The organism is Allobosea sp. (assembly GCF_017308015.1).
Classification (GTDB): domain Bacteria; phylum Pseudomonadota; class Alphaproteobacteria; order Rhizobiales; family Beijerinckiaceae; genus Allobosea.
In genome coordinates this window covers 142,662-167,915 of record NZ_JAFKFW010000004.1, presented here as the reverse complement: position 1 = coordinate 167,915, position 25,254 = coordinate 142,662, and the positions used below count along the sequence as shown (strand labels likewise).

The following is a 25,254-nucleotide window of genomic DNA, read 5'->3' as shown; positions in this document are numbered from 1 at the left end:
ACCAAGATCACGACGAGATAAGATCAAGAAATTCTTGATATGTTTTGGTGTGGTTCGCCGTATACCATTCGGCGTTTACTTTTACCTGAACGGCTGCGTTCTGTGGCGAAGACGGATTCCGCGCGGCCAGCTCAGCGGGAACCTGGGCGTTTGCAAGCGGATTGGCCGGGCCGTTCCCCATTGCCGCCAGCAAACGGATCTGACCTTCCGGCTTCTGCATGGACGCGATGGCGCGCATGGCCTCCTTGCCGGCCGGGTTGCCCTTGGGCACGACCCAGATGCCGGGCTGCAGCAATCCGTCCTTGAACGTATACTGGATGCGGCCGCCGGTCTCCTCGATCAGGACGTTGGCCCGCGTGTGCCAAAGCATGCCCATGACGCACTCGCCATCACGCAGCAGGCTCTGGCTGTCCGACCCGCTCGACCAGAACAGGAGGTCCTTTTTGATCGTCGCGATCTTCGCGAAAGCCCGCTTCACGTCCAGCGGATAGAGCTTGTCCTTCGGCACACCGTCCGCCAGGAGCGCCATCTCGAGCATGGCCTGCGAATTCTTCCGCATCATGCGGCGGCCGGGATATTTCTTGGTATCGAAGAAATCCGCGAGTGTCGGCTCGGTTTTGATCTTGCTGGTATCCCAGGCCATGACCGTGCTGAACATGTAGTTCACCACGCCCTTTTCATAGGCGAATTCAGGGAAAACCTTGCTCTTGTCGACGATGGAGTAATCGATGTCCTCAAGAACGTCATGGGGGCCCAGTTCGCCGAGCGACGTCACGCCGGAATCGCAGATGTCCCAGGTGACGTTCTTGGACCGCACCATGGTCAGGATCTTGCCGCTTAACGCGCCGCTTCCGTCCAGCACGATCTTACCGCCCTCGGCCGCGAACGGCTTGACGAACGCTTCTTCGAACGCAGGCATGGCCACACCGCCGAAATTGACGAGAACGACCTCCTTGCGGGCCTGCGCGAGAGCCGCGCCGTTGCCGGCGAGCGTCAGCGCCGCAGGGGCGATGCCCATGGCGAGCGCATTGCGGATCAGATCGCGGCGAGAGGGATCGGCCCCTCGCTCGATTGCCAGATTGACGCAATCTTCTGCGAAATCATGCTTATCCATGTTTCATCCCTCTTTTTGTTGGAATTCAGAGATCGGGTGGTCGCGTGATCAGTCTTGAGCGACGACCATGCCGGCTGCGGCACTCCAGCCCAGCTTCATCGCCGCGCCGATCTCCGGCGCGAGGTCGGATTGCCAGGTCGGCACGGAAACGCTGAACGATCCGAAGGGGCCGGCATCGACGACGAGGCGGAACTCCGAACCGAGATAGTTCCATTCCGTAAGGGTCCCAGCCAGTTCGTTCTCGGCTGTCTCGCCCGAGCGAAGAACTCCGATCTTCTCCGGGCGAAGAGCGATGCTGACGCCCGCCCCGATCGCAGGAGCAGGCCCTTTCGTCCGCTGGACGAAGCGGACCCCTCCACCGGAAAACACGAATCCCCCGTCGCGATGCTCGACGACCGACCCGCTCACGAAATTGCTTTTCCCGATGAAGTCCGCGACGAAGGCGGTATTGGGACGCTCATAGAGATCTGTCGGCGTACCATGCTCGACGATCTTGCCGCTGCGCATAACCGCGATGCGGTCTGACATGGAAAGCGCTTCTTCCTGGTCGTGCGTCACATAAATGAAGCCCAGGCCGACTTTCCGGTGCAACCGCTTGAGTTCGTCCTGAAGCTCGGCCCGCAGCTTTTTATCGAGCGCGCTGAGCGGCTCGTCGAGAAGGAGAAGATGGGGCTGGAACACAAGGGCCCTGGCAAGAGCCACGCGCTGCTGCTGCCCACCCGAAAGCTGGCGCGGCAAACGATCAGCCAGCGCGGTCAATTGCACGAGATCGAGCGCCGCCCTGACTTTCGTTGCAATTTCCTCTCGCGATTGCTTTCGCACCTTGAGAGGAAAGGCGACGTTGTCGAAGACCGAGAGATGCGGAAAGAGCGCATAACCTTGAAAAACCATCCCAAGGTTGCGGGCCTCCGGCGGTAAATGAGTAATGGTCTGACCGTTGAGTGTCAGGTCTCCCCGATCGGCCTGAACAAAACCCGCGATCATCATCAGCAGAGTTGTTTTGCCGGAACCGGACGGCCCGAGCAATGTCAGAAACTCACCCCGCTTGATGCTGATTGAAACATCGTCAACAGCGCGAAAATTCGCGTACTTCTTCGTTACGTTAGAGATTTCCAGACCGGCCATTTTTCTGCCTTGTTTCCCTTTTGTGGGCGATTTCCGCCCCCGAACACGGGTTCAACCTACCCGGCCTGCAGCCCTGCCATCCGCACACTTGCCGCCCAGTCCCGGCGACTGGCGCGATGAGCAAGACCCGGCGGCCCGGAGCCTCAGCCGGCAGTTGAGCGCCGGCCCTGAGCCATCCTCGCCGCCAGATCGCCGCGCTCCGCATCGCGGCACCGAAATGACAGGAGCGCCGATTGCGCCACGCCGACCATCCAGGCGCCGCCACGAGGCCAGCGGGCCCGCACGCTTGCTGACACCCCTTGGAGCGCTATGGTCATCATTATCTCCTGAATACCGAAATGCATTCTTGTATTTTTTCGGTAGCAAATCAAGATGGTTTATCTTGAATGCGCATCTTATTTTCGGCCGCGCCGCTTGGCGGCAGCGCCCGACATGGACATGAATGTGAAGTCAAACCATTTTCGGATTGCGGAAGCCGCTCGGATTGCCGGAGTATCGACTTCGACATTGCGTCTCTGGGAGGCGCACGGACTGATCACCCCCGTGCGAACGCAGGCTGGCCAGCGGTTGTTCACCGTCGAGCAACTGGCCCGGCTTAAGGAAATTGCCCGGCTCAGGAGCGATAAAGGCCTGAATCCGGCGGCGATCGCGACGCGCATGGGGCAGGACAAAGCCGGCAATCCGTCTCCCGGGAAAAGCGGAGCTGCGCCGGTCGACGGAGCGGGGCTGCCAGTCGGGTTGCGAATTCGTCGGCTCCGGCAAGCCTCTCATCAGACCCTTGAAGCGATTTCCCAGGCAACCGGGATTCCGGTCTCCACGCTATCGACATTCGAACGAACGTCGGTCGGCGTCTCATTCAAGTCGCTTCATGAATTGGCCCAACACTTCAACACAACAGTCGCAGCCTTGAACGGGCAGGCCGATCATCACGACAACGAATATCTGGTGAGGGCCGGAGAGTGGGCGACCTGGCCCCCTACGTCACCGGGTGTTACGGTGCAGGCCCTGTCGCGCGGGCCGAGCTTGATGGAATGCCATCGCTTTGAGCTGGCGCCGGGAGCTTCGAGCGAAGGCACCTACTCCCATGCCGGCGAGGAATTTTTGCACATACTCGCCGGAAGTATCGAAATCTCGCTCGACAGCTCCCGGTTTTTCTTACTGGCCGCCGGGGATTCGTTCTATTTCGAAAGCGTGCGGCCGCATGCCTGGCGCAATACGGCCGATGTCCCGGCAGTCGTCATCTGGATCAACACACCGGCGACGTTCTGAGAGAGGCCTCGGCGCCCCCCCCGCCGCTCTTCGCCAAAAGACCCGGGAGAAAGCGGAAATACCGCAAACCGCGCGGGCCGCAATTGCCGATGGAGCAGCATGCGACGAGGTGGCGCCGAGCCTCGGGGCGCCCGTCGAGAAGAGATCTGCACGCCAGCGTACCGGGAATGACGGCGATGGCGCCCTTCTCGCAACCATCTGGCGGAGGAGATCGGCGTTGTAAGCGGCGGCGGCCGTGTGGGGCGTCAGCACTCGAGCCGCGACGGCGGCGGCCAAAGGCACAACCTTCTGGCACCTTTCCGGGTACCCGCTGCATAGCAGTGAGCGCGGATGACCCTGGAAACGACGATCAGATAGCCGAAGCTGGATAGTTCGGCACCGTTGCGACGATGTGCAACAGATATGCCTCCGGCTTCAGCGGCTGAAACTACGAAAGGCGCAGCTCTCCTGACAAAGGCGCCAGGCAGATTGCACCGGGCGAGCCGGTCCGCACAAACCATAAAAAGGGCCGTCGAACGACGCGTCCGCCTATCATCGACGAGGCTGGCCGAAACCCGCTCACACTGATCGTCCTGAAAATGCCGGTGGCTCAGAACGCTCCTCGCTGCGCTCCAAAGACAGCAATCGGTCAGGCAGCGGCCAGCTCGGAACCCCCGGGTGTCGACGACGTCTCAGCATGTCCGAGCGACAAGGAGAACCAGCCTAAATTCCCCGAAGCTTCATGTTTCACGGCGCATGCGGGCGCTTCGCGAGCATGTAGATTTGGGCATAGCCCTCCTTGATAGCTGCCGTGATCTGATCGAGACGGCGGTCGATATGCTTTTCGAGCAGCTCGATGCAGGTCGCCTCGTCGCGGGCCTTGAGGCTTTGAAGAACCGCGCGATGCTCGGCCTGGGTCTTGGATCGGTTGATGCGATCCATATCGATCCAACGCACGAACCGGATGCGCGCATTGACGTTGCGCAGCACGCGCAGCATCTCGGCATTGCCGGACATCGCCATCAGCCCCTCGTGGAAGACCTCGTCCAGCTCGACGAGTTCGACCGTGCTGCGCTCGCCGGGATCGGGACCTGTCCGGTCGAGGAAAGCGGCCAGCGCATCAATGTCGGCGTCCTTGGCGCGGCCGATGGCGAGCCGCGCCGCCGACACTTCGAGTGTCTTGCGCAACTCGTAGAGGTCGAAGATCTCCTGCGCGTCGAGTTCCCGACAAAAGAAACCCTTTCCCGGAACGAAACGCAGGAAACCCTCGGTATTCAGGCGGTTCAGCGCCTCGCGCAACGGCGTCCGGCTGACGCCGAGGCGCTTGGCGATACCGCCCTCGTTGAGGCGTTCGCCGGGCTTGAGCTCGTAGCTCACGGCCATCGCCTTGAGCTGCTCGTAGACGCGGTCGACAACGCTATCGGAATTGCTTTCCACTACTCCTCCTGCTGTTGCATGCAAGCTGCAACATATCTCCCTATACGGTCAGCGAAACCCGTCTTGCAACGTGCCGATTAGTCGAAACGGTATGGGTGCAGCCGCATGAAACCAAGTGATCGAGGAATGGATGTAGTGCATCGACGTCTCCGCAGCGCCTGCGGCGGGACGATTACTGTGGCGCAATGGCTGTCGGGCGGGACTTCGAGCAAGCAAGCGATGCGAAAAGCGGCGGCGCCGGTGACCGCGACTTGGAGGGCACGCCGGGCAGACCGATCAGCCTGCATAAGCCTCGGCCATCATGGCCGCGGATTCCCCCGTACGCAGATAACGACGTCCACCGCCGCATCATGCAGGAAATCGAGCGCCGCGAGATAGCTTTCGCCGGGTACCCAGGTGATGCGCTCGATCCCCTGGCGCCGGAGGAGGTCGACGAGGCGCCGGCTGCCGCTGCTCGGGAAGGTCATGACAATGCCACGCAAGCGCGGGCGATCCGCGCGCAAGCCTCGCGCAGGCTTTCCTCGGAAGCTGCATAGGAAATCCGGAAATAGGGTGCGAGACCGAAGCAACTGCCCGGAACGACAGCGACGTCGTGCTGTTCCAGCAGATAGCGACAGAAGGTGGCGTCGCTGTCGATCACCGTTCCATCGGGCGCCCTGCGGCCGATGAGCCCTGCGCAACTCGCGAAGGTGTAGAAGGCTCCTTCCGGCTTGCGGCAGGCGATGCCGTCGATCGCGTTCAGAGCATCGACGACGAGATCGCGACGGCGCTGAAAGGCGAGGCGGCGCTCGGTCAGGATTTCCTGAGGCCCGTTGAGGGCTTCGACGGCCGCGGCCTGGCTGACGGAGCAGGCCATGGAAATCTGGCTCTGGACCACAGCCATCGCCGCGATCAGCGGTTTCGGTCCTGCGGCATAGCCGATGCGCCAGCCGGTCATCGCGTAGGCCTTGGAGACGCCGTTGACCGTGAGGGTGCGTGGCTTGAGCGCTGGCTCGATCTGCGCGGCCGTGACGAAATCCAGGCCGTCATAGACGAGGTGTTCGTAGATGTCGTCCGACATCAGCCAGACATGCGGATGACGCAGCAGAACCTCGGTGATCGGTCGCAGGTTTGCCTCCGTATAGGCGGCGCCGGACGGGTTCGACGGCGAATTCAGCAAAAGCCAGCGCGTACGCGGCGTAATGGCACGCTCCAGATCTTCTGCTGTGAGACGGAAACCGTTCTCCTCGCGGCAGACCACGTCCACGGGAGTGCCGCCGGCGATCCGGACGATGTCGGCATAGGTCGTCCAATAGGGCGCGGCGAGGATGACCTCGTCGCCCGGGTCGAGGCTGGCCATGAAGGCGTTGTAGAGAATGGCTTTCGCGCCGGAGCTGACCGTCACCTCGTCCGGCGCGTAGGAGAGCCCGTTTTCGCGGCGGAATTTCTCGACGATCGCCGCCTTCAGCTCCGGCGTGCCCTCGAGCGGCGGATATTTCGTCTTGCCGGTGCGGATCGCATGCTCGCCCGCCTGCTTGACGTTGTCGGGCGTATCGAAGTCCGGTTCACCGGCTCCGAGCACGATGACGGGCCGGCCTTCGCGCTTTAGCCGCGCCGCAGCGGCTCCGATCTTCAGGATCTCGGAAACGCCGATCGAACCAAGCCGCCCGGCGGGACGAAAATCGCTGCACTGCGTGGATTTGTCCATGAAAGCCTCCCCTGCGGCTGCACCGACTCCTAGGCCAGCGCGACCGCGATCACCTCGATGCGGTACGCCGGATCGGCGAGTTCGACCTTGCCGCAGGCGCGGGCCGGCGTCTGGCCCCGGACGACCCAGGCGTCGTAGACGCGGTTCATCGCCTCGAAATCCTCCATGGATCTCAGCCAGATCTGGACACTGACGAGCCGGGATTTGTCGGTCCCGGCCCGCGCCAGCATGTCGTCGACCTTCGCCAGAGTCTCACGGGTCTGCTGGGCGATGTCGCCAGCCTTGTCGTCGGCCACCTGGCCGGCAAGGAAGACCAATCCACCGGCGGCGACGGCGCGGCTGCGGCGGGCGTTCTGATCGATGCGGATAATGTCGGCCATGGCAGTCTCGTCTCCAGGGCGGCTCATCGACCTGTCGCGGCGATGCGGCGGCAATGGTCGAGGGCTGCGCCGATCAGGTTGTCGCTCGCTTCGGGTGTCCGGAACGCGGAGTGGGCGGAAAGCGTGACGTTCTCCATCGTGGTCAGCACATGGCCTTCCGGCATGGGCTCGATCGTATAGACGTCGAGACCGGCGTGCCGGATATGACCCGACCGGAGCGCCTCGACCATGGCATCCTCGTCGACGAGAGCGCCGCGTGCGGTGTTGACGAGGATTGCCCCCGGCTTCATCGCCGCGATCCGTTCGCGAGTGACCAGACCGCGAGTCTCGTCCGTCAGCAGGAGATGCAGCGAGACGACGTCGCTCTCTGCCAGCACGGTGTCGAGCGACACGAACGAGACGCCGTCATGGCTGCGCGGCGTCCGGTTCCAGGCGATGACCTTCATCCCGGCGCCGCGCGCCAGCCGCGCCATCTCGGCCGCAATGCCGCCGAAACCGATGAGGCCGAGCGTTTTGCCGGTGAGCTGCACGCCGTCGGTGCGCAGCCACTGGCCGGCACGCATGCCCCGGTCCATCCGCGCAAATCCCTTTGCGGCGGCCCACATCAGAGCGAAGGCGCATTCGGCAACAGCCGTGTCGCCATACCCCTTGACGATATGCACGGTGATGCCGTGCTCCGCGAGCTCGTCGGGATTCATGTAGCTGCGCGGGCCCGTGCCCAGGAAGACGACATGCTTGAGCCCGCGGCACTGCTTCGCAATATCCGTCGACAGATGCGTGTGGTCGATGATCGCAACCTCGGCGTCACCCAACAGGCTGGGTAGCTCCTGAGAGGAGACGGAGGGGTTGCGGTTGATCGTGAGGCCGGGGTCACCGGCCCGGCTGAGCTTCTCGGCGACGGCGCTCAGGGTCTCGTTCGCATCGACAAAAACCGCACGCAAAATCGCTCTCCCTTGAAAAAGGCTGCTGCGCGGCCATGTGCGCAGTTCAGAGTTTTAACTTGTATTCAGATTTGAATACGAAAACAAGCAGAAGCGGACGCAGGCCGGCCACGCCTGCGCGCCCGCAGCGCCCGTGCATCGCAATAGCCGTCGCGGACACAGGTCTCGCAGATCGCTTCGATCCAGGCGACGGCGGGGCCGTCGCGGCGTGCCCTGACAACGTGACATGCCGCGCGCAGCCCGGCCGGACCGACATCCGCCACTCACCGCATGCCATGATGACGGATTCGCGCTCGCGGCCGAACCTCAGCGCTTTCGCCGGGTCACAACCGGCAGAAGCCCCTTCCATTCCCCCAATTGAAGAGATCGCCTGGCCGGCCCAGACCCGAAGGCAGATCGCCGCCACCTGAACCCCGACCGCACCTTGTTTCAGGACCACCGCAGCAACATCTCGCGGGCCAGCCCCATGCCTCGCCAAGTTTGATTTCGGCCATCAGGGTCTTTGAAGCTGCAGCTCGTTCCGCAGATCATTCGCCCGAAAGCTGCGATCTTCGTTCCCGCATCGGGCGCCAGGACTGCATCGGCGGAGAGCGACGACGCCAGCAAAGGACTGTATTCATCGACAAGGGCGGTCCATGAACCCCACGAATTCGCGAACTGCCCCCGCCGCCAGATCACCGCAATGGCAGCTTGCTCTTCGTGTGCGTACCGGCGGCTCGGGCGGCCCGCACGATAGTTTCCACGCGCGCCGTCACATCCGTGACCGAGGCGCAAAACGGCGCTCAGTTGCCGGAATTTCTCGTCTATCGCAGCAAAACGGGCCGAAGGCAGCGCATCAGCGCCGCCTCAGATATCAGATCCGGCACCGATCCGCGGTGGAGCCGGCTCTCGGCAACCTCAAGAACGAGCACGGCATGGTCGGCCGTCGCTCCAACGGCTCCGGAGGCGGCGCCGCAAACGCCGCCCCCGTCTCGATATCCGGTGCCCATCCGCTCGAAACGAGTCTCTTCGCGACCTGAATCTAACGAGGTTTCTTGGAACGGATTTCCCGGTCAGATTCCATCATGACGCCTGATCACCGCTGTTCGCGGACGACTACAGAACATAGTTCTTGAAGCGCGTGATATAGTCTCGAGCGCTTCGGTTCAGTTCGCGCACGCGACGCTCGGCCTCCTCGCCATCCCCTCGTACGATCGCCTCGAGAACGGATCGGTACTGTTTCATACCGAGCTCGGCCCGACCAGGCAGAAGGGCCACCCGACGCATGGTCACGCGAGACCGATCGTAAACCCGGTCGAGCATGTCACTGAGAACGTTGCTGTCAGCGACGATGCGTATCCGGTTCCGGAATTTTTCGATGATCCCGATATGCGTATCGAGATCTCCCGCGCGCAGGCTGCTCTCGAAGAGGTCACCGAATAGCTCCTGGATATCAGCCCAGTCTTCCGGGCGCGAGCGTTCAGCCGCCAGGCGAACCGTAAGACCGTCCAGGACTTCGCGAACCTCATAGAGCCGATAGGTCGTCTCCATATCGACGGGAGACACGATGGCGCCCTTGTTGGGCTCGCGCTCGATCAACCCTCGATCTTCCAATGCCGCAAGGACTTCCCGAGCCTTGGCGCGGGGAATCTTGTAGCTCTTCGCGACCTCCTGCTCCAGGACTCGGCTACCCGGAATGAGCTGTTGCGTGGAGATTTTTTCGCGAAGGTCGCGGATCGCCTCCGTGATGCTTGCGGGCTTTCTCGGCTTTGGCGCCTTCTTATCAGTCAAGCGTGTCCTCGGTTCAGCTCGGGGGTCCATCAAAACTCCAAAATATCGGGTCCGCCCATTGAAGGCAATCGCGGATGCGACGCTGTCTCTCAAAGTGTGTACAATCCATTGTACGATTGAGTTGACAACAGAATGCACACTTGCCATCCTTCGACCCCAAGGAAGGCGCTCCAGCCTTCTTGACGACGCGCCGCGGCCTGGCCTACCCGGAGTTAAATTGTTGAATACGCTGTTGAAATTAGCGAATGCGCGCAAGGTCGTGAGGAAGCTCGGCGCCGCCGACGCATCGACCAAGGTTCTCGTCATCTACGACCTCTACACCCAGCACAATGTCGAGCCGCTGGCGATCGCACTGAACGAAATTGGCGCGCCGTTGCATCTGCTTCAGGTGACGGGTTCCGCGGTGCATGGAGTGCAGCTTTCCGACATCACCGCGGCCGCGATGAAGGAGGCCGACCTGATCGTTGGCATGACCCGTGCGAACATCGCCCATACTGCCGCCCGGCAGGAAGCGACGCGTGCCGGGGCGCGCGTGATCGTCCTGCCCGAATCTGACGGCGCAGGCTTTTTCGGAGCGTCCGGCTGGGATGCCGATTTCGACGCGCTGCGGCCCGAGATTGACGGGCTGGCGGAGGCATTCACGAACGCCAGTGTGGCGCGCGTGACCAGTGCACTCGGCACGGATGTGACCCTCAGCATCGCTGGCCGGCGTGGGCGCTCGCTGAACGGCTTCGCCAACACGATCGACATTTCGGCTGGCTACGGCCTGGAGTCGAGCGTGGCCCCCGTGGAGGGCACGGCTAACGGCATGATCGTGGTCAACGGCAGCATCCCGGGCGTCGCCGTGATCCAGGACGAGCCCGTGCGGATCGAGATGCGCGACGGGATGGCCGTTTCGATCGAGGGCGGCCGCGAAGCCGATGCATTCCGCACACTGCTCGAGAGCTTCAATGATCCTCTGGTCTACAATCTCGGCGAGCTCGGCGTCGGCATGAACCCGAAATGCACGCTCGACGGCACGATGCTGTCGGACGAGAGCGTCTACGGGTCGATCCAGCTCGCGCTCGGGACGAGTGCTTATATCGGCGGCCTCACCAAGGCAGCGGCGCATTACGACACCGTGCTCATCGACAGCACGCTCGAGCTCGACGGCAAGGTCGTGCTGCGCAACGGCCAGGTCTTCCCGGAGGGGCGGGCATGACCATCCGGCTGAATCGGGACGAGCGCGGGCTTGCCACGGTCACGCTGGACCGGCCGGAAAAGCGTAATGCGCTCACGCTGGAGATGTTCCGGCGGTTCGGCGAGATCATGGTCGATCTCGATGCCGACGATGACGTGAGATGCGTGCTCGTGCGCGGCGCAGGCGGGCATTTCTGTGCCGGCAGCGACATCGGCGACTTCGGCGAGAACCGGGAAGGCAAGGCGAAAGTCCGCGAGTATGCGGAATTCACGGTCCGCATGACCGATACGCTGAAGCATTGCCGCCACCCGACGGTTGCGCAGATCGAGGGTGTCTGCGTCGGCGGCGGGTTGGAGATCGCGGCTCTTTGCGATGTACGGATCGCTTCCGCGAGCAGCCGCTACGGAATCCCTGTCAACCGCATCGGCCTCACCGTCGACTACCGCGAGCTCGAGGATCTGATTTCCCTGGTCGGGCATTCGGTCGCGCTCGAGATTCTCATCGAGGGCAACATCTTCGATGCAGGCGAGGCACTCTCCAAGGGCCTGCTGACGCGTGTCGTCAGCGACGACCGGCTCGCCGCGAGCGTCGAGGAGACCGTCGGCCGCATCGTCAACGGCGCTCCACTCGTCAACCGACGGCACAAGGCCTTCGTCCGAAGACTCCGGTCGAGCGAGCCGGTCTCCGCTGTCGAGTTCGACGAGGCCTACGCCTGCTTCGATAGCGAAGATTATCGCATCGGCAGGGCGGCGTTCGCGAACAAATCCAAACCCGTATTCGTCGGAAGATGAGAAACAGCTCAGTCATGAACAAGGTTGCGACATTGCCGCTTCAAGGCCTCAAGATTCTGGATCTTTCCCAGATCATGGCCGGCCCGTTCTGCACGATGGTGCTGGCGGATTACGGCGCCGAGGTCATCAAGATCGAAAAGCCCGGCACGGGCGACGATTCCCGGGAAATGGGCCCGTTCGTCGATGGGGAATCGCTCTGCTTCGCGCATATCAACCGCAATAAGAAGGGTATCGTCCTCAACCTGAAAGATGCGCGTTGCCGCGATATCTTCGACAAGCTCGTCAAATGGGCCGATGTCGTCGTCGAGAATTATCGCGTCGGGGTGACCAAGAAACTGGGCGTCGACTTCGAATCGCTCAAGAAGATCAATCCTCGCCTGATCTATTGCTCGATCTCCGGCTATGGCCAGACGGGGCCTTACGCGACGCGCGGCGGCTTCGACCTCGTGGCGCAGGGGATGACCGGCATCATGAGCATGACCGGCGAGCCCGGCGGGCGGCCACTCAAGTCCGGCATCGCGATCTACGACATCGGTGCCGGCCTGACCGCGACCTACTCGATCCTCGCCGCCTACGTCCATCAACTGAAGACGGGCGAAGGACAGCACATCGACGTCTCGCTGGCCGAGTGCGGTTTGCCATGGTTCACATGGGAGGCTGCAGCCTACTTCACCGACGGCACCATCCCGGAAGCGACGGGAAGCCGGCATCGGGTCTCTGCCCCCTATCAGGCCCTGCGAACCGGAAACGGCTACATCATCATCGGCGCCGCCAATCAGCGGACCTGGGAGAAGATGTGCGCGGCGGTCATCGACCGGCCGGATCTTCTCGAAGACCCGCGCTTTGCCACCAACATGGACCGCATGCGCAACGTCGATGCTCTGGAGGCAATTCTGGAGCGAGAGCTGGCGTCGGCGGACGCGCAGACCTGGATCGAGCGCTGCGACAAGGCCGGCGTCCCCTGCGGTCCGATCAACGATTTCGGCGCCGCCATGAAGGACAGGCACTACATCGAACGCGGGATGATCGAGGAGGTTGACCACCCGACCATCGGCCGCATGAAGATGATCGGCATCCCCGGAAAGCTTTCGCTTACGCCGGGTAGCGTGCGGACCTCGGCCCCCACGATGGGGCGCGATACCGACGATGTCCTGCGCCTCTTCGGTGTTCCTCAGGCCGAGATTGAAACTCTCAGGAGCGAGAGGGTGATTCAATAACTCCCGGCAACAGGAGAACATAAAGCAATCAAGGAACAAATCTTGCAGTAATTTTACGTCCTGCCGATCAATAAACAAAATCTAGGGAGAAAATAATGGTACATTTCCGCAAGCTATCGCGTCGCGATTTCGGGCTGTCTTCATTGGCTCTTGCCTCCGGGGCAGCGCTGCCGCTCGCGGCCGGTGCTCAGGCGCTGCAGCCGTTCAGAATCGGCTCCTTGAACTCGATGACGGGGGTCGGCGGCCCCTACGGCCCATACATGCTCGAAGCTGCACGGATCGCGGTCGACGAGGTAAACGCGCTGGGCGGGGCGGCTGGCCGGCAGTTGGTCATGTTCAGCGAGGACGATCAGACCAGAACGGACGCCGGCCTTCTGGCAACCAAGAAAATGATCGAAATCAACAAGGTCGAGGCGATCATCAGCGTCTGGTCCTCTGCGGTTTGCCTCGCGATCATGCCGACAACGGACGAATCCAATGTCATCATGATGAATACCTGCGGATCGCCGGATATTCCCAAGGAAAATCACAAAGGGCTTTCCTGGATTTACTTCGCCTCCAACGCCGTCTTCGCCAGGGCCTATGCGGAGATCGCCAGGCGCAGGGGCTTCAAGCGCCCCGCCGTGATGGCCTTCAACAATTCCACCTTCGTCGGCCAGGCCCACAACTTCCGGGATGCATGGGAGCAGGGCGGAGGGAAGCTCAGCTCCCTGGTCATCTACGAACCCAACCAAAGCTCCTATCGGACCGAGCTCAACAGCGTTCTCGCGACGAAGCCGGATGTCATCGTGCTCGGCAGCTATCGGCCGGACGCCTCCATCCTGCTCAAGGAATGGTATCAGTCCGGATATGACTGCAAGTTCATCATGCCCGGCTGGACCGCGAACGAGGGTTTGATCAAGGCGCTCGGGAAAGAGGTGCTCGAGGGCGTGCTCTCCGTGCACCATGTGCCCAAGGAGAAGCATCCGGCGTTTCAGCATCTCGCCTCCGAATTCCGCAGGAAAACCGGGAAGGAGGCCGATATGTATGCTTCGCAGGCATACGATATGGTCATCACCCTCGCGCTCGCGGTCGAGGCCGCCGGGCCGAGCGCGACGACGCTGGATGTCAATCGCAAGATCCGGGAAGTGACCACCCCGCCGGGGCAGAAGGTCACGTCGTTCGCCGAAGGGCGGGACGCCCTGCGTGCGGGAAAGAAAATCGACTACGACGGCGCCTCGTCCGACGTCAATTTCGGCGAACGCGGTGATGCAATTCCGGATTTCGGCGTGTTCGAGATCGTGAACGGAAACCTTGAGCTGAGAGAAACCATTCTCGGAAGCTCCATTTCGCAAAAGATCTGAATATGACTTGGCTATCAATAGCTGACGCGACTATTAACGGTACTGTTCTCGGGCTGTTGATAGCGCTTCCAGCCTTGGCGATTACGCTGGTATTCGGCGTCGCTCGATTCCCGAACGCTGCCGTGGGTGATTATATGACCCTCGGCGCGTACACGGCGGTGGCATCCCAGGCATTCTTTAGCGGTTCGGTGCTGATCGCGGCACTCAACGCCATGGTCGTCACGGTCGCCGTATCGCTGTTCTTCTACTTCTGGGTGTTCCGACGGCTGACCGGGCGTTCGCATATCTCCCTGCTCATCTCGTCGATCGGCATCGCATTCGTCGTCCGGTGCACGATCACGTTCTTCGCGGGCTACGATCAATACATGATCCAGACCCCGATCACGCGGGCATGGAATTTCGGCGGCGTGCGCATCCTGCCCACGGATCTCTATGTGGTTGCGGCGGCTCTTGTCGCACTGATCGGGGCGTTCTCGCTTCTTCACCTCACGCCGACCGGCCGGAAGATGCGGGCGCTAGCCGACAATGGGGATCTCGCGGCAACCAGCGGCATCCGCGAGAAATCGGTCATGCTGGTACTGTGGATGCTGACTGGTGCCTTCTGCGGTCTGGCCGGCGTCCTGCTGGGTCTGAAGGCGGTGGTGGTTCCTGAACTCGGCTTCGAGTTGCTGATCCTGATGTTCGCCGCGGTCATTCTCGGCGGGATCGGAAGCCCGGTTGGCGCAGTGATCGGGGCGCTCATCTTCGGCATCGCCCAGGAATGGGCCAGCCTCCTGGTCGGCCCGCCCTACAAGATCGTCCTGGCGTTCATTGTCTTGCTCACGGTGCTGTTGCTTAGGCCACAGGGCATTCTGGGCCGCATCGTAGCTGTGAGGTGAAATCATGGAAGGCTATGTCATCACGATCGGTATCACGATACTGATCTACATGCTCATGGCTGGCGGGCTTGCCCTTCAGTACGGCTTCACCGGGCTCAGCAATTTCGGCCTCGTCGGTTTCGTCGCCATCGGCGCCTACACGTCTTCGATTCTGGCTATCAAGGGAGTTCCGATACCGCTCTCCCTGATCGCAGCGACCGGGCTGGCGACCTTGTGCGCCTACCCGATCGGCATCATCGCGCTGCGCCTCGGCGGCAACTACCTGGCCATCGTCACGCTCGGCTTTTCCGAAGCGGTCCGCATGACCCTGCAAACCGAGGAGTGGCTGACGCGCGGCATGCATGGGCTCACGAAGATTCCTCGCCTGTTCTCGGGCTGGGTCGAGCCGAGCCGGATCGACCTGTGCATCCTGCTCCTCCTTCTGGCGATCAACATCATCGCGTTCCTGGCATTCCGAAAGCTCGTCAAGAGCCCCTTCGGCCGCGCGATCGAGGCGATCAGGGACAACGAGACGGCCGCCCGCGCGCTGGGCAAGGATACGGCCCAGTTCAAGACACGGTCGCTGATGCTGGGGGCCGCCTGCGCCGGCCTGGCCGGAGGCCTTCAGGCACATTACCTGACCTTCATCAGCCCCGAGCAATACGTGCCGCTGGTCACCTTCTACGTCTGGATTGCCCTGGTTCTCGGCGGTGCGGACACGATGAAGGGCGTCATCGTCGGCACCTGCATCCTCGTCGGGTTCCTGGAAGGCTCGCGCTTCATCGGCGACTTCGTCGGCGGCATCAGCGAGGTGAAGCTGGCCAGCGTTCGTATCTGGATGATCGGCATGGCGCTGATCTGCGTCGTCCTCTACCGGCCGCAAGGTCTGTTCGGTCGCTCGATCGTGAGGAACTGAGATGGAGCTCCTGTCGATCAAGAACATCACGGCCGGCTTCGGCTCCTTCAAGGCGCTGGACGATGTCAGCCTCACCGTGAACAAGGGCGAACTCGTCGGGATCATCGGCACCAACGGCGCAGGAAAGAGCACGCTGTTTTCGGTGATCACCGGCTATGTCTCGCGACTTTCCGGGCATATCACGTTCGCCGGCGAGACCTTTGATCATCTGCCGATCCATCAGCGCGTCCGCCGTGGCCTCGGGCGCACCTTCCAGGTACCGCGCGAATTCGGCAACCTCACGGTCCGGGAAAACCTGCTGGCCGCAGCGCCGAACCAGCTCGGGGAAAAGCTCCTCCCGCTCATGTTCATGGGGCGACGGATCGCGGCGGAAGAAGAGAGGCTCGAGGCCCGTGCACGGGAGATCATCTCCTTTCTCAACCTGAGCCGGGTCGAGAACGAAATGGCGAGCAAGCTCTCCGGAGGCCAGAAGAAACTGCTCGAGCTCGGCCGGCTTCTGATGCTCGGACCGCAATGCATTCTCCTCGACGAGCCCTTTGCCGGCGTCAATCCGGTCCTGATCGGGGAGTTATCGGAGCGTATCGCCGAGCTGAACAAGCGCGGACTGACGGTGGTGATCATCGAGCACAACCTCGCGGAACTGTCGCGGCTTGTACCCAGAATGTACGCGATGGACCGTGGAAAGATCATCACAGAAGGAACGGCTCAAGAAGTTCTGGCGAATGAACAGGTGCGCGAAGCGTATATGGGTGGTGTCATATGAGCATCCTGACAATCAAGAACCTGTCTGCCGGGTATAGCGAAACGTATATCGTCTCGAACATCGACATGGTCGTGCACGAGAACGAGATCGTCACGATCGCAGGAACCAACGGAGCCGGAAAGTCGACCGTGCTCAAGGCCGTCATGGGGTTGCTCCCGCGTGTCGAAGGGTCGGCGGTCTTCCTCGGGACGGAGCTCCTGCGGCAACCCACCGAAGATCGTATCCGGTCGGGGATTACATATGTTCCGCAGGTAGCAAACGTCTTCGGTTCAATGACGGTTTATGAGAACCTGCAACTCACCGGCGAAATCTGCGGCCGCCCGCAGGGCGTCCGGGAAATGTTCGAGCTCTTCCCGGTGCTGGCCGAACGGCGCGGGACTTATGCGGAGAGCCTGTCGGGCGGTGAACGTCAGCAGCTCGCCTTTGCACGGGCGCTGCTGCCGCGCCCCAAACTCATCCTGCTGGACGAGCCATCCGCCGCGCTGTCGCCGGCGCTGACGGGACAGGTCTTCGAGGAGGTCAAGCGCCTCAAGACGATGGGTGTCGCCGTATTGATGGTCGAGCAAAGGGCGCGGCAGGCGCTCGCCTTCAGTGATCGTGGCTACATCCTCGATGCAGGAAAAATCGTCCTCAGTGGAACCGGGGCCGATCTTCTGGGCAACGAGGAAATGGCCGAACTCTATCTCGGACGTCATCCGCAGCCGCAGACAGCGGATGCTTAGCATCCATCGATCGAGACTGAATATCGGAAGGTATAGCATGACGGGTACGAACAGTCACAGCGCTTCACCGAAGAAGCGCCCGCCTGCATCGGAGATCGCCGGGCTGACGATGAGCGCCGGCCTTGCCGCGCTGGCCGAGGGAAGCCTGACCTGCGAGCGCTGGACGGAAGCCTGTCTGGAGCGGATCGAGCAGCGCAATGCCGACGTGAAGGCATGGATCCATGTCGCCGCCGACGCCGCGTTGGCACGCGCCAGGAATTTCGACAAGCACGGCCGGGCGCGTGAGCTGGACGGTGTCCCGCTCGGGATCAAGGACACGATCGACACCGCGGACATGCCGACGGAACGGGGCGATCCGGAGATCTTCCCGAACCGTCGCCCGGGTGTGGATGCTCCTGTCGTCGCGCAGTGTCGCGATCTGGGAATGAACATTCTCGGCAAGAACACCGTGTCGCTGCACGCAACCGTTCTCCCCGGTCCGTGTCGAAACCCTCACGACATCGAGCGCACGCCATCTGCGTCGTCGGCCGGCTCGGGGGCATCGGTCGCCGATTTTCAGGTGCCGATCTCACTGGGAACGCAGACGGCCGGATCGATCATCCGTCCCTCGGCCTATAACGGCGCCGTCGGCTTCAAGCCGACGCTCGACGTCATTCCCTATGTCGGTATCCGCACCTATGGCCGGCCGCTGGACGTGGTCGGCCCGATTTGCCGGTCGGTCGAAGACGTGACCAGGTTCATGAACGTCTATACCGGCGACCCGCGCTTCGGTACGGACATCCCCGACATCGCTTCGTTGCGCGTCAGCGTCTGGCGCACGAAGGATGTCGCCAGCATGGAGCCGGAGAGCCGGGCGATCTTCGAGGAGAATCTCGAGAAGCTGCGCTCGGCGGGGGCGAAGGTTTCGGACATCACGATGCCGGAGATCTTCGACGATATCGGCGACGTCCAGGACCTGGTCGGGGACTACGATATTGCGCGGCACTACGCCGACATCAAAAAATACCACAGCCACCGGATCGACCAGCGATTGATCGATCAGATCAACACCGGCGAGGGCTATACCAGCGCCCAATATGCGGAAGCTCTCGACACCGCCGATCGCTGCCGCAGAGAATTCGTACGGCTGGCGGATGATTTCGATGTGCTCGTGATGCCCTCGACGCTGGGCGAGGCACCATTGGCGACGAGCACCGGAAGCAATGCGTTCATCCGGATCTGGTCGCTGCTGCACAACCCTGCGATCAATCTGCCGGTATCGCGCAGCCGTAGCGGCTTGCCGATCGGCCTGCAGGTCATCGGCGTCGTCAAGGAAGATCCCAAACTGCTCTACTGGGCCCGCGCGATCGAACAGGCCCTCGGGAACACCGCGCACGACCTCTAGTCCACAGGTCCGGAGAGCGATCCGCTTCTCCGGCCTGCCCGACGCCGAAGCAGAGAGCCGGATCGACACGGCGCGCCCTCACGGCGCGCATCGGTTCGGCACGCCCGACATCCCAGACAAGCGCGACCTGGACCGATGAAGCCATGACTGAGAAAATTGGTCTGCGGACCAAAGTGAAGTCCGAGTGGACAGATTATAACGGCCACATGAACGTCGCGTACTACCCGCTCGTCTTCGACGGCGCGACCGACGCCCTGCTCGACGCGCTCGACCTCGGCGAGAGCTATGCGAAGCGCTCCGGGCACGGAACGTTCGCCGCCGAGGCGCATATCATCTTCAAGAGCGAAGCGCGTGACGGCGACGAGCTGACCGTCGAGAGCCAGGTCATCGCTTCCAGCGACAAGGCCATCCACTACTTCCATCAGATGTATCGCGGCGAGGAGCGTGAGCTTCTGGCGAGCTATGAGCAGCTCTCGCTGCATGTCTCTCACGCCACACGCAAGGTGGTGGCGATGCCCGAGCACGCCCAGGAGCGGCTTCGGCTGCTCGCCGGCCAAGCTGCGGACATGCCGGACGGCCTCGGTTCGGTCATTGCCGTGCGCCGCAAACAGCCGCCGCCAGTTTCCGGATCGCGGCAGAACGATATGCGAGATTCATGATGACGACTGCCGACCTGCTGCAAGATCTGTCCCGGCCGGATGAACAGGTCATCGGCGACGGGCTCGCCGATGACCTGATCCTGAAGCATTATGGAATCGCCGGAGAAAAGCTCAGGCTGCCGAGCGAGCGGGATCAGAACATCCGTGTCAGAACCGGCGACGGCGACGAATATTTGGTCAAGATCGCCAATCCGAACGAGACGCGCGAGATCACGGATTTCCAGACGCAGGCGCTTCTGCATGTCGAAGCGGTCGATGCCGGCGTCCCCGTTCCGCGTGTCATCCGCACGCTTTCGGGCGGGACCGAGATCGAGTTCGTCGGCCCCGATACCCGGCGGCGAACCATGCGTGTGCTGTCCTATCTGAAGGGGAAGCCTCTCCACACCGTACGCCGCACCGCGCGTCAGGCACACAGCCTCGGCGCGTGCCTCGGGCGACTGGACAACGCGCTGAAGGGGTTCTTCCATCCGGGCGCCGGGCAGCCCTTGCTCTGGGACATCCGGCAGGCCGCGAAGCTTCGGGGTCTGCTCGTGCATAGTCGGCGCGAATACCGCATGGTTGCCGATCCGGTACTGGAGCGCTTCGAGTACGAGCTGTCGCAAAAGGTCCGGTGCCTGAGAGGGCAGGTCATCCACAACGATGCGAATGCCCATAACGTCCTCGTCCACGGTGACAACGAGTCCGAAATCTCAGGGATCATCGACTTCGGCGATATGATCCACAGCCAGCTCGTGATCAACGTGGCGGTCGCCGCAACCTACCAGCTCGACATCGCCGAGGACCCTCTAGAGGGTTCCGCTGCGTTGATCGCGGCCTATCACAAGGCGATGCCGCTCGAGCGCGACGAGTTCGATCTGCTGCCGGACCTGATCAGGACCCGCCTCGCAGTCGTGATCGCGATTACCGGGTGGCGCTCCACGATCCATCCGGAGAACATCGCCTACATCCAGCGCTATACGGATTTGGCTGCGCGCATGCTGGATCACCTGTCGACGCGTCCGCAGCGCGAAATCCTCGAATATTTCCGAGACTACAAGGTGTCAGGCCAATGACGATGTCGGGGACGATGAGAAACCATTCCGCGCAGGGCGCTCATGAAACCGACGAACAGATCATGGCCCGCCGGGCCAGGCTGCTCGGCCCGGCCTACAGGCTGTTCTACGAGAGGCCTGTCCATCTCGTGCGGGGGAAAGGCATCTGGCTGTATGATGCGCAGGGCCGGCAATATCTCGATATGTACAACAATGTCGCCTGTGTGGGACACGCTCACCCTCATGTCGTGAAGGCACTGCACGAGCAGGCCCTGACGCTTAATACCCACACCCGCTATCTCCACAGCGGAATTCTCGACTATGCCGAGAAGCTTCTCGGCTATTTCCCGCCCGAGCTCAGCCAGGTCATGTTCGCCTGCACGGGCAGCGAGGCCAATGATCTGGCGCTCCGCATCGCCCACCTGCACAGCGGCGGCAAAGGGCTGATCATCACCGAGACCGCGTATCACGGGACCACGGTCACGCTGGCACAGGCATCGCCCTCTCTCGGTGCTGCCGTCACCCTGGGGGATTTCGTCAGAACCGTCCCGCCGCCCGATACCTATCGGGGAGACCCGGACCAGGCCCGTGCGCGGTTCGCCGCCGATGTCCGCAGCGCCATCGCCAGCCTCGAAGCCGCGAACATCAAGCCGGCCGCGCTTCTGATCGACGGCATCTTTTCGAGCGACGGCGTGTTCGCCCATCCCATCGGAGTCATCAACGACGCGGTCGATGAGATCCGTAGAGCTGGCGGACTCTATATCGCCGACGAGGTCCAGCCCGGCTTCGGACGGACCGGCGATGGCATGTGGGGGTTCTCGCGCCATGGCGTGGTGCCCGACCTCGTCACGTTGGGGAAACCGATGGGCAACGGTCACCCGGTCGCAGGCGTGGTTGCGCGGCCGGAACTGCTGACCGAATTCGGAGCGAGAAGCCGGTACTTCAACACGTTCGGCGGCAACCCGGTATCGGCCGCCGTCGGCAATGCCGTGCTGGAAGTCATCGAGGACGAGACGCTCATCGCGAACGCACGCAGCCGGGGGCTGGAACTGCGAGCGGGCCTCGAGGAGCTCGCGAAGCGCTGCGAACTCATCGGAGATATCCGCGGCGCCGGCTTGTTCATCGGCCTGGAGCTGGTAAAGGATCGCAAGACCCGCGAGCCCGCGTCAGCGGAAACGGCGAAACTGGTCAACGTATTGCGCGAAAAGCAGATTTTGATCGGCGCGGCCGGTCCGAGAGGCAACTGCCTGAAGATCCGTCCGCCCCTCTGCTTTTCGAAGGAGAACGGCGAGATGTTTCTGGCACGCTTTGAGGAAGCCCTTTCCGAGGTCGCAGCGACCTCCGCCTGAAGGAATGCCGAAATCGGGCCATGCGGAGCGATCGCGTTCCGCATGGTCTGCGTCGAAACGAGGGGCGGCCGGGACTGATTTTCCGCGGAAAATGACGGCCGCCCAGTGCTGCAGCACGATCCCGCGGAGCCGTGTTCATGATACCCGCACTGAAACCGATGAAGCCGGCCGACGAGCAGCGGGACGCCTTTCTGTCCGCGCTGAAGGCGGCCGGGTTCGAGGGAGATTGCAGCGGCGACGAGGCGAGCACCACCGTATACGCGACTGATAACTCGATCTACCAGGTCGCTCCGCAGGCGATCCTGTTTCCCCACGGGAAGGCCGATCTGGTGCGGATCGCGCGCCTTGCGGCCGAGCCGCGGTTTTCCTCGGTCAAGCTGGCCGCGCGCGGCGGCGGGACCGGGACCAACGGTCAGTCGCTGTCGGATGGCATCGTCATTGACATGTCGCGCCACATGAACCGAATTCTCTCGATCGACCCGGCAGGGCGGCGGGCGGTCGTCGAAGCAGGCGTCGTCAAGGATCAATTGAACAGGGCCCTGGCTCCCCATGGGCTCTTCTTCGCCCCGGAGCTTTCGACCTCCAATCGTGCCACGATCGGCGGGATGATCAATACGGATGCCTGCGGCCAGGGCTCCTGCCTTTACGGGAAGACGAGCAATCATGTCCTCGCGCTGCACGCGGTGCTGGTGGATGGCACCGAATTGGATGCGCGACTACTCGGCCCGGAAGCCCTCAAAGCCGAGCAGCTCAGGGATGATCGCATCGGGCGGCTCTATCGCCAGGTCGATGCGATCGAGCGTGAGAGCCGTCCCCATGTCGCAGCGCATTTTCCGAAGCTGAATCGCTTCCTGACCGGCTACGACCTCGACCATCTGCGCAGCGAGGATGACGGGCTGAACCTCGCCGCCCTCCTCTGCGGTGCAGAGGGAACGCTGGCGCTGATCGCCGAGGCCGAACTCAACCTGATGCCGATCCCGCGACATACGGCGCTGATCAACCTCCGATATGACGATTTCGGCTCGGCCCTGACCGACGCGCGTCTGCTCGCGGGGCTGGGTGTCGCATCCGTCGAGACCGTCGATGGCCGGGTTCTCGGGCTCGCGCGCGGCGACATGATCTGGCCGCGCGTCTCGGCCTTCTTTCCCGATGATGCCTCAGGGCCGGCACAGGGCATCAATATCGTAGAGGTCCTGGCCGACGAGCCCGAGGCGCTGCGCGGGAAGATCATGCGTATCGAGGCGAGACTGACCGCCGAACCTGGAGTCGGGCGCCGTGCGCATACCATCGCGATGGATCGCGACGCCATCGAAGGCATCTGGGCCATGCGGAAGCGAGCCGTGGGCCTTCTCGGCAATGTGAATGGCGCGAGGCGTCCGCTGCCGTTCGTCGAGGACACCGCCGTACCGCCGGAGCATCTCGCCGACTACATCGCGGAGTTCCGCGCGCTGCTGGATGCGGAGGGTCTCGACTACGGCATGTTTGGCCACGTCGATGCCGGCGTGCTCCATGTCCGGCCGGCGCTCGACCTTTCCGACCCATCGCAGGAGCCGCTGATCCGCAAGATCAGCGACGCGGTCTTCGCTCTCACCCGCAAATATGGCGGCGTGCTCTGGGGCGAACATGGCAAGGGTGTTCGATCCGAATATGTGCCGGAGATGTTCGGACCACTCTATCCGGCCCTGCAGAGCCTCAAGGCGGCGTTCGACCCGAATAACCAGTTGAATCCGGGCAAGATCGCAACGCCCGGCCGTGGTGAGCTTGCGCGGATCGACGAGGTCGCGCTGCGGGGATCGTTCGACCGCCAGATCGATCGACCGACGCGGGAAGCCTTCGACAATGCGACTCACTGCAACGGCAACGGCGCCTGTTTCGATTTCGACGCGGACTCGGCGATGTGCCCCTCGTTCAAGGCCACGGGCGACCGGCGCTTCTCGCCGAAGGGACGTGCCTCGCTCATCCGCGAATGGTTGCGCCGATTGGCCGAGCTCGGCGTCGATCCTCGCAAGGAGGCCTTGAACCTTCGCAGCGCATCGAAACTGCGAACGCTGCCCGCTCGCCTGCGCAACAGCCTGCGTTCGGCAAGCGACGGCGATTTCTCCCACCGGGTCCGGGAGGCGCTGGACACCTGCCTGGCGTGCAAGGCCTGCGCCGGACAGTGTCCGATCAAGGTCAACGTTCCGGCCTTCCGGGCAAAGTTTCTCGAACTCTACTACGGCCGTTATCTGAGGCCGTTGAAAGATCCGCTGGTCGCCTCCATCGAGCATCTCCTGCCGTTGCTCCGGCCGGTCGGTGCAATCTACAATCTGCTCGTCGGCAGCAGTCTCGGTCGTTCGGCGCTCTCACGCCTCGGCCTGACAGCCCTGCCTGTCCTTCCCGGATTGTCACTGGAACGGGAGCTGCACCGACGTGGAATGAAGATCGCCCGGGCGGAGCACCTTGCCGCGTTGTCCGCGGCTGACAAGGCTCGCAGCGTCGTGATTGTTCAGGACGCGTTTACGAGCTCCTTCGAACCGCAACTCGTTCTCGATCTCGTCGATCTGCTTCTCGCTTTTGGGTTCCGACCCTACGTCGCTCCGCTGAGGCCGAACGGCAAAGCGCTCCACGTTCATGGCTATCTCGGCGCCTTCGAGCGGAATGCGACAAGGCGGGCCCGGGAGCTGAGGGCTTTGGCGGCGAGCGGCGTGGCCCTCGTCGGCATCGATCCGTCGATGACGCTTTGCTACCGCCAGGAGTACGCGGCATCGCTGGAGCCCGGTGCGGTGCCGCAAGTTTCACTGCTGCAAGAGTGGCTTGCAGGCCAGACCCCACACCTCGATGGCCACAAACTGGCGTCGGACCGGCGTTATTGCTTGCTGCCTCATTGCACGGAACGGACCAATGCAGCGGCCTCGATAAGCGACTGGGGCACGATTTTCCGTAAGCTCGGTCTTTCGTTTTCCGTCGCGGAGGCCGGTTGCTGCGGAATGGCGGGAACCTTCGGCCACGAAACGCGGAACCGAGGCCTTTCGGAGCGGATATTTGAGTTGAGCTGGGCGAAGAAGTTGAAGGAGCTCTCTCTCGACGAGGTGCCGATGGCGACCGGCTATTCGTGTCGATCGCAGGCAAAATTGAAGGGGGAAAATGTTCCCCGTCATCCAATCCAGATCCTGAAAGAACTCTTGTCCCGTTGAGGATACGAAACAGTATCCCCAGAACGGCGATCGGCAAGCCCCGACTCTCGACCGGCCAAGCACGTATGCCGGCGAGAGAGCCGTGACACGCGCATCGGCCATCGTGGCTCGGCAGCGCCCAGATTGAGAGGCGCCCTGTCGTATCCTCCGGGTGGAATGCGCCCCTT

At 62.5% G+C, this 25,254-nt stretch carries 22 protein-coding genes; 14 read left to right on the top strand and 8 right to left on the bottom strand.

The window, feature by feature from the left end; translation table 11 throughout:
* Positions 1-7: 7 nt before the first annotated feature.
* A complete protein-coding gene (locus J0I42_RS05165; RefSeq protein WP_291653426.1) occupies positions 8-1,114 on the bottom strand; it encodes an ABC transporter substrate-binding protein in 1,107 nt (368 codons plus the stop codon).
* Between the two features lie 48 nt (positions 1,115-1,162).
* On the bottom strand, positions 1,163-2,239 hold the full coding sequence (locus J0I42_RS05160) for an ABC transporter ATP-binding protein (RefSeq protein ID WP_291653424.1): 1,077 nt from the start codon (positions 2,237-2,239) through the stop codon (positions 1,163-1,165).
* 432 nt (positions 2,240-2,671) lie between these two features.
* On the opposite strand from J0I42_RS05160, the gene J0I42_RS05155 reads away from it, so the two are divergent.
* Entirely contained in the window at positions 2,672-3,508 is an 837-nt protein-coding gene (locus J0I42_RS05155; protein WP_366509797.1) for a MerR family transcriptional regulator, read from the top strand.
* 726 nt (positions 3,509-4,234) lie between these two features.
* Here the strand turns inward: J0I42_RS05155 and J0I42_RS05150 are convergent.
* The 6 genes from J0I42_RS05150 to J0I42_RS05125 all read right to left on the bottom strand — a co-directional run bounded on the left by J0I42_RS05150 (position 4,235) and on the right by J0I42_RS05125 (position 9,702).
* Entirely contained in the window at positions 4,235-4,924 is a 690-nt protein-coding gene (locus tag J0I42_RS05150; RefSeq protein ID WP_291653423.1) for a GntR family transcriptional regulator, read from the bottom strand.
* A gap of 299 nt (positions 4,925-5,223) precedes the next feature.
* Positions 5,224-5,406, bottom strand: coding sequence for a hypothetical protein (locus J0I42_RS05145; protein ID WP_291653421.1), 183 nt, complete (start codon positions 5,404-5,406; stop codon positions 5,224-5,226).
* A complete protein-coding gene (locus J0I42_RS05140; RefSeq protein ID WP_291653419.1) occupies positions 5,388-6,611 on the bottom strand; it encodes a pyridoxal phosphate-dependent aminotransferase in 1,224 nt (407 codons plus the stop codon). Before J0I42_RS05140 ends, J0I42_RS05145 begins: the two co-directional genes overlap by 19 nt.
* A 29-nt stretch (positions 6,612-6,640) precedes the next feature.
* Positions 6,641-6,991, bottom strand: a complete 351-nt coding sequence (locus J0I42_RS05135; protein WP_291653417.1) for a RidA family protein — start codon at positions 6,989-6,991, stop codon at positions 6,641-6,643.
* A gap of 23 nt (positions 6,992-7,014) precedes the next feature.
* Positions 7,015-7,932 (bottom strand): NAD(P)-dependent oxidoreductase, encoded by a 918-nt coding sequence (locus J0I42_RS05130; RefSeq protein ID WP_291653415.1) that lies wholly within the window; start codon positions 7,930-7,932, stop codon positions 7,015-7,017.
* A 1,095-nt stretch (positions 7,933-9,027) separates the two neighbouring features.
* Positions 9,028-9,702, bottom strand: a complete 675-nt coding sequence (locus J0I42_RS05125; RefSeq protein WP_291653413.1) for a GntR family transcriptional regulator — start codon at positions 9,700-9,702, stop codon at positions 9,028-9,030.
* Between the two features lie 58 nt (positions 9,703-9,760).
* On the opposite strand from J0I42_RS05125, the gene J0I42_RS05120 reads away from it, so the two are divergent.
* The 13 genes from J0I42_RS05120 (at position 9,761) to ydiJ (ending at position 25,087) form a co-directional block, all read left to right on the top strand.
* Complete coding sequence (locus J0I42_RS05120) at positions 9,761-10,903, top strand: aminopeptidase (protein WP_291653411.1); 1,143 nt, start codon at positions 9,761-9,763, stop codon at positions 10,901-10,903.
* A complete protein-coding gene (locus J0I42_RS05115; RefSeq protein WP_291653409.1) occupies positions 10,900-11,673 on the top strand; it encodes an enoyl-CoA hydratase/isomerase family protein in 774 nt (257 codons plus the stop codon). The genes J0I42_RS05120 and J0I42_RS05115 overlap by 4 nt, the downstream gene beginning before the upstream one ends.
* A gap of 14 nt (positions 11,674-11,687) precedes the next feature.
* Positions 11,688-12,890, top strand: coding sequence for a CaiB/BaiF CoA transferase family protein (locus tag J0I42_RS05110; RefSeq protein ID WP_291653407.1), 1,203 nt, complete (start codon positions 11,688-11,690; stop codon positions 12,888-12,890).
* Positions 12,891-12,985: 95 nt separating this feature from the next.
* Positions 12,986-14,233, top strand: coding sequence for an ABC transporter substrate-binding protein (locus J0I42_RS05105; protein ID WP_291653405.1), 1,248 nt, complete (start codon positions 12,986-12,988; stop codon positions 14,231-14,233).
* A 2-nt stretch (positions 14,234-14,235) separates the two neighbouring features.
* Positions 14,236-15,111, top strand: a complete 876-nt coding sequence (locus J0I42_RS05100) for a branched-chain amino acid ABC transporter permease (RefSeq protein ID WP_291653403.1) — start codon at positions 14,236-14,238, stop codon at positions 15,109-15,111.
* Between the two features lie 4 nt (positions 15,112-15,115).
* A complete protein-coding gene (locus J0I42_RS05095; RefSeq protein WP_291653400.1) occupies positions 15,116-16,006 on the top strand; it encodes a branched-chain amino acid ABC transporter permease in 891 nt (296 codons plus the stop codon).
* A 1-nt stretch (position 16,007) separates the two neighbouring features.
* Positions 16,008-16,769 (top strand): ABC transporter ATP-binding protein, encoded by a 762-nt coding sequence (locus J0I42_RS05090; protein ID WP_291653397.1) that lies wholly within the window; start codon positions 16,008-16,010, stop codon positions 16,767-16,769.
* Positions 16,766-17,491: an ABC transporter ATP-binding protein gene (locus J0I42_RS05085; RefSeq protein ID WP_291653395.1), complete on the top strand. Its 726-nt coding sequence runs from the start codon at positions 16,766-16,768 to the stop codon at positions 17,489-17,491. Before J0I42_RS05090 ends, J0I42_RS05085 begins: the two co-directional genes overlap by 4 nt.
* Entirely contained in the window at positions 17,382-18,875 is a 1,494-nt protein-coding gene (locus tag J0I42_RS05080) for an amidase (protein ID WP_291653393.1), read from the top strand. Before J0I42_RS05085 ends, J0I42_RS05080 begins: the two co-directional genes overlap by 110 nt.
* 143 nt (positions 18,876-19,018) lie before the next feature.
* Positions 19,019-19,534 carry a thioesterase family protein gene (locus J0I42_RS05075; RefSeq protein ID WP_291653391.1) on the top strand — a complete coding sequence of 172 codons (516 nt, stop codon included), beginning with the start codon at positions 19,019-19,021 and terminating at the stop codon, positions 19,532-19,534.
* Positions 19,531-20,586, top strand: coding sequence for a phosphotransferase (locus tag J0I42_RS05070; RefSeq protein ID WP_291653389.1), 1,056 nt, complete (start codon positions 19,531-19,533; stop codon positions 20,584-20,586). The genes J0I42_RS05075 and J0I42_RS05070 overlap by 4 nt, the downstream gene beginning before the upstream one ends.
* On the top strand, positions 20,583-21,914 hold the full coding sequence (locus tag J0I42_RS05065) for an aspartate aminotransferase family protein (RefSeq protein ID WP_366509796.1): 1,332 nt from the start codon (positions 20,583-20,585) through the stop codon (positions 21,912-21,914). Before J0I42_RS05070 ends, J0I42_RS05065 begins: the two co-directional genes overlap by 4 nt.
* Positions 21,915-22,051: 137 nt before the next feature.
* The gene (ydiJ, locus tag J0I42_RS05060) at positions 22,052-25,087 is read left to right on the top strand and encodes a D-2-hydroxyglutarate dehydrogenase YdiJ (RefSeq protein WP_291653387.1); all 3,036 of its coding nucleotides are present in this window, start codon (positions 22,052-22,054) and stop codon (positions 25,085-25,087) included.
* Positions 25,088-25,254 lie beyond the last annotated feature (167 nt).